Source organism: Brevundimonas sp. CURTG3B2_SDJG (genome assembly GCF_057364705.1).
Genome location: NZ_JBNFOJ010000231.1, coordinates 1 through 4366, shown reverse-complemented (window position 1 = coordinate 4366; position 4366 = coordinate 1). Strand labels below are relative to the sequence as shown.

The following is a 4366-nucleotide window of genomic DNA, read 5'->3' as shown; positions in this document are numbered from 1 at the left end:
CGCGCAATGGGCGATCGCCTCGGACGCCGCCGACGCCCTGGCCCGGGTGTCGGCCCGTTTCGCGCAAGGCGACGACGCCCTGGGCCGCCTGGCCGAGGAGCGCGAGGGCCTGATCGTCGTGCGCGATCGGATGGAGCGCGAACTGGAGCGCTACTATGCGTCCGACGCGCCGGCGAACCTTGAGGGACGGTCGCGGGCCCGGGAGGCCTGGGAGGCGGCCGACGCCCGCCTGCGCGCCGTCGACGCCGAGATCGAGACCCGTTTCCCCGCCTGGTCCGAGCTGACCAGCCCGCGCGCGCTGTCCGTCGCCGAGACGCAAGGCCTGCTGCGTCCGGACGAGGGCCTTCTCCTGGTCCTGGTCAATCCCGAGGCGACCTACGTCTGGGGGGTCAGCCGCGACCATATCGCCTGGGCCCGATCCGAGACGCTGGGCGAGACGGAGATGACCGAGGCGGTGAACCGCCTTCGCGCCTCCTTGACCGCGACGGCCGCCCGCGGCGCGCCGGAGGTGGATCCAACCGTGTTCGCGGGCCGTCCCGCGCCGACGTTCGACCGCGCGGAATCCTATCGGCTGTATTCCGAGATCGTCCGTCCGGTCGAAAGCGTGTTCGAGGGCAAGACCACCCTGATCACCGTCGTCACCGGCGCCCTGGCGACCCTGCCGCTGGCGGTCCTGTCGACAGCGCCTCCGACGGGTTCGGACGCCGAGCCCGACGCCTTGGCGGAGACGTCCTGGCTGATCGACCGCTACGCCCTCGCCACCCTGCCGGCGGTGTCCAGCCTGAAGGCCCTGCGCTGCCATCTGGTCGCGGATCCGGCCCAGCGCAGTCCGGGGTGTCCGGCGACGACGGCCATGGCGGCCTCACGCAGGACGGGAGACAGCGAGCGCCTGACGCTGGCCGCGTTCGGCGCGCCGGTGCTGACCGGAGCGCCAGACGCCGCCGCCCGCGGCGCGCCCTCCGCGGACGCCGTCATGGGCGAGGGCCGCCTGGCCGACGTCGCCAAGCTGAAGGCCTTGCCGTACCTGCGTGGATCACGCGTCGAGCTGGAGGCGCTGAAGGTCCGCTACCCCGGCGCACTGGTCCGCATGGGGGCGGACGCCACCGAGCGGTCGGTCCGCGCCCAGGACGCCGCCGCGCTGTCGCGGGCGCGCTTCGTGGTCTTCTCCACCCATGGCCTGATGGCGGGATCGGCGGCGGCCGAACCGGGCTTGGTGCTGACCCCCCCGGACGAGGCGACCGAGGCGGACGACGGCTATCTGAGCGCCTCGGAGGCCGCGCAACTGCGCCTGAACGCCGAGTTCGTCGTCCTGTCCGCCTGCAACACCGCCGCCTCCGACGGGCGGCCGGGCGGGGAGGGGCTGTCGGGACTGGCCCGAGCCTTCTTCTACGCCGGCGCGCGCTCGATGATGGTGTCGCACTGGGAGGTGTCGGATGCGGCCACCACCACGTTGATCACCGCCACCTTCGCCGATCTGGATGCGCGCAAGGCCGGTGATCCGGGCGTCCGCGCCCGCGCGCTGCAGGCCGGGATGCGCGCCGTCCGCGCCGAGCGTCGGTGGAGCCATCCGGCCTATTGGGCCGCCTTCACCCTGGTGGGCGAGCCTGGATAGGTTCTAGGTTCTAGGTGTTAGGGAGGAGTGTGAGCTCGGGCCTGGGGCGTTCTCTTGCCCTAGAATCTGATCCCTTCTTTCAGGCCCCCGCCTTCTTCGCGAAGCTGAGCGCGCCGGCGGCCAGCAGGGGGACCTGGGCGGCCATGGAGCGGGCGTGGGCGCTGGCGGCCGTGCCGTCGCGGACCCGGCCGGCGATGCCCTGACAGATGGCCGCCAGGCGGAACAGGTTGTAGGCGAACAGCCAGTCCAGGTTCTCCGGAGCCGTCCCGCCGGTCTGTTCGGCGTATCGGACCACGGTCTCCTGCACCGAGGGAATGCCCAGGGCCTCGATGTCGGCCCCGGCCAGGCCGTTGCGCTGGGTGGCCGGGATGACCCAGGCGATCAGGAGGTAGGAGAAGTCGGCCATGGGGTCGCCCAGGGTGGACAACTCCCAGTCCAGCACCGCCCGCACCTCGGGGCGGTCCGGGGCGAGGATCAGATTGTCCAGGCGGAAGTCTCCGTGGACGATCCGCGTCGGACCCTCAGGCGGCAAGGTCGCGGGCAGGAACTCGATCAGCCGGTCCATGGAAGGGATGGGATCGATCTCGGAGGCCCGGTACTGCTTGGTCCAGCGCCCCACCTGGCGCTCGAAATAGTTGCCGGGGCGGCCGTAGTCCGAAAGGCCGATGGAGACAGGATCGAACCGATGAAGCGCCGCCAGGGCGTCGACCTGGGCGTCGTAGATCGCGCGGCGTTCGGGCGGCGTCAGGCCGGGCAGCTTAAGGTCCCACAGGACCCGGCCCTCGACCTTGTCCATGACGTAGAACATCGAGCCGATGACGGCCTCGTCCGCGCAGAGGGCCCAAGGGCGGGCGACGGGGTACCCTTGGGCGTGCAGCGCCGAGATGACGGTGAACTCGCGGTCCACGGCGTGGGCGCTGGGCAGCAGGGTCCCCGGCGGCTTTCGGCGCAGGACGTAGGTCCGGCCGGGCGTCGACAGCTCGTAGGTCGGGTTGGACTGGCCGCCCTTGAACTGGCGCACCGTGAGCGGGCCGGCGTAGCCGTCGACGTTCGCCCGCAGCCAGGCGTCCAGCGCAACCTCGTCCAGGGCGTAGCGGGGATCGACCTCGCGCGTGCCCGAGAAGGTCGCCTGGGCGTCGCCGTGGGCGGCGTCGGAAGAGATCGTCTGGCTCATTGCGCCGCGATGATGGCGGCCTTCACGGCGGCGCGCCAGCCCTTCAACAGGCGGTCCCGGTCGGCGGCGGCCATGCGAGGCTCCCAACGCGCCGGGGCCTCGATCGGATGGTCCTCCAGATCGCCGATCAGACCGACCCCGAGCGCCGCCAGCTTGGCCGCGCCGAGCGCCGTCATCTCCTGGAAGGCTGGCCGCTCCACCACGACCTCGCAGATGTCGGCGACGAACTGCATGGCGAAGCCGTTGGCGGTGACGCCGCCATCGACCTTCAGCACCTTCAGCCTGGGCGCGCCGTCCGCCGCGAGGGCGTCCAGCAGGTCACGCGTCTGGTAGGCGAGCGATTCCAGCGCCGCCCGGACCATGTGGGCCGGACCGCTGTCACGGGTCAGGCCGACGACCGTTCCGCGCGCCTCGGGCTCCCACCAGGGCGCGCCCAGACCGGTGAAACCGGGGACCAGATAGACGCCGCCATTGTCCTTCAGGCCCTGGGCGAGGGCCTCGGACTGGCGCGAGTCGGTGATCACCTTCAGTCCGTCCCGCAGCCACTGGATCGCCGAGCCTGCGGAGAAGATGGAGCCTTCAAGCGCATAGGCCGTCGCCCCGTCCGCCGCATAGCCGAGCGTGCCGAGAAGGCGGCTGGCGGACGCCACGGGACGGGCGCCGACGTTGGCGACCAGGAAGGCCCCGGTGCCATAGGTGATCTTGGCGTCCCCGGCTTTCAGCGCGCCATGTCCCACCAGCGCGGCCTGCTGATCCCCCGCCGCGCCGTGGATCGGCAGGGCCGCGCCCAGCAGCGAGGGCTCGCAATCGCCGAGAGGGTCGGCGCACCTCCTGATTTCCGGAAGTCCCGCCAGCGGGACGTTGAAAAGCTCGGCCAGGTCGGGCCGCCAGGCCAGGGTCTGCAGGTCCATCAGCGAGGTGCGGCTGGCGTTGGTCGCGTCGGTGACGTGGCTGGCGCCGCCGGTCAGCTTCCAGATCAGCCAGCACTCGATGGTGCCCAGCTTGACCTCGCCCTGTTCCGCCCTGGCGCGGGCGCCGGGGACGGCGTCCAGCAGCCAGGCGAATTTCGAGGCCGAGAAGTAGGGATCCAGGATCAGGCCCGTCGCGTCCTGCACCATCGCCTCGTGCCCGTCGGCGGCCAGGCGACCGGTGACATCCGCCGTGCGTCGGTCCTGCCAGACGACGGCGTGGTGCAGCGGTTCGCCGGTGACGGCGTCCCACATCACCGAGGTCTCGCGCTGGTTGGTGATGCCGACGGCGGCGAAGCGGCCGACGCCGCCGGCCTTCTTCACCACCTCGCGGCAGGTCTGCAGCGTCGCCGCCCAGATCTCGGCGGCGTCATGCTCGACCCAACCGGGTCGGGGGAAATGCTGCTGAAGCTCGATCTGGCTGACGGCGACAGGGCGCAGGCCGCCCTCGGGCGCGGGTTCGAAGGCGACGGCGCGGGTCGAGGTGGTGCCCTGGTCGATGGCGAGGATCAGCTGGGTCATGCCGAAAGGTTAGAGCATTCCTCCCCCATCGGGGGAGGGGGACCATGCGAAGCATGGTGGAGGGGCGTCAAAAGCGAGCGCGGTCCCGGC

Annotated in this window: 3 protein-coding genes; 1 reads left to right on the top strand and 2 read right to left on the bottom strand. The window is 71.7% G+C overall.

Going from position 1 to position 4366, the window contains the following annotated elements; translation table 11 throughout:
• The coding region (locus AC2W7C_RS13880) for a CHAT domain-containing protein (protein WP_486001964.1) at positions 1 to 1612 on the top strand (1612 nt) is incomplete at its 5' end.
• Positions 1613 to 1691: 79 nt separating this feature from the next.
• On the opposite strand, the gene AC2W7C_RS13875 is transcribed toward AC2W7C_RS13880, so the two are convergent.
• Both AC2W7C_RS13875 and glpK read right to left on the bottom strand, forming a co-directional pair.
• Positions 1692 to 2786, bottom strand: coding sequence for a phosphotransferase family protein (locus AC2W7C_RS13875; RefSeq protein ID WP_486001963.1), 1095 nt, complete (start codon positions 2784 to 2786; stop codon positions 1692 to 1694).
• Complete coding sequence (gene glpK / locus AC2W7C_RS13870; protein WP_486001962.1) at positions 2783 to 4276, bottom strand: glycerol kinase GlpK; 1494 nt, start codon at positions 4274 to 4276, stop codon at positions 2783 to 2785. Before glpK ends, AC2W7C_RS13875 begins: the two co-directional genes overlap by 4 nt.
• Positions 4277 to 4366 lie beyond the last annotated feature (90 nt).

What these genes read in the sequence shown, in the direction of transcription:
- glpK (WP_486001962.1), bottom strand. Translation starts at nt 4,276, where the DNA reads ATGACCCAGCTGATCCTCGCCATCGACCAGGGCACCACCTCGACCCGC.
- AC2W7C_RS13875 (WP_486001963.1), bottom strand. Translation starts at nt 2,786, where the DNA reads ATGAGCCAGACGATCTCTTCCGACGCCGCCCACGGCGACGCCCAGGCG.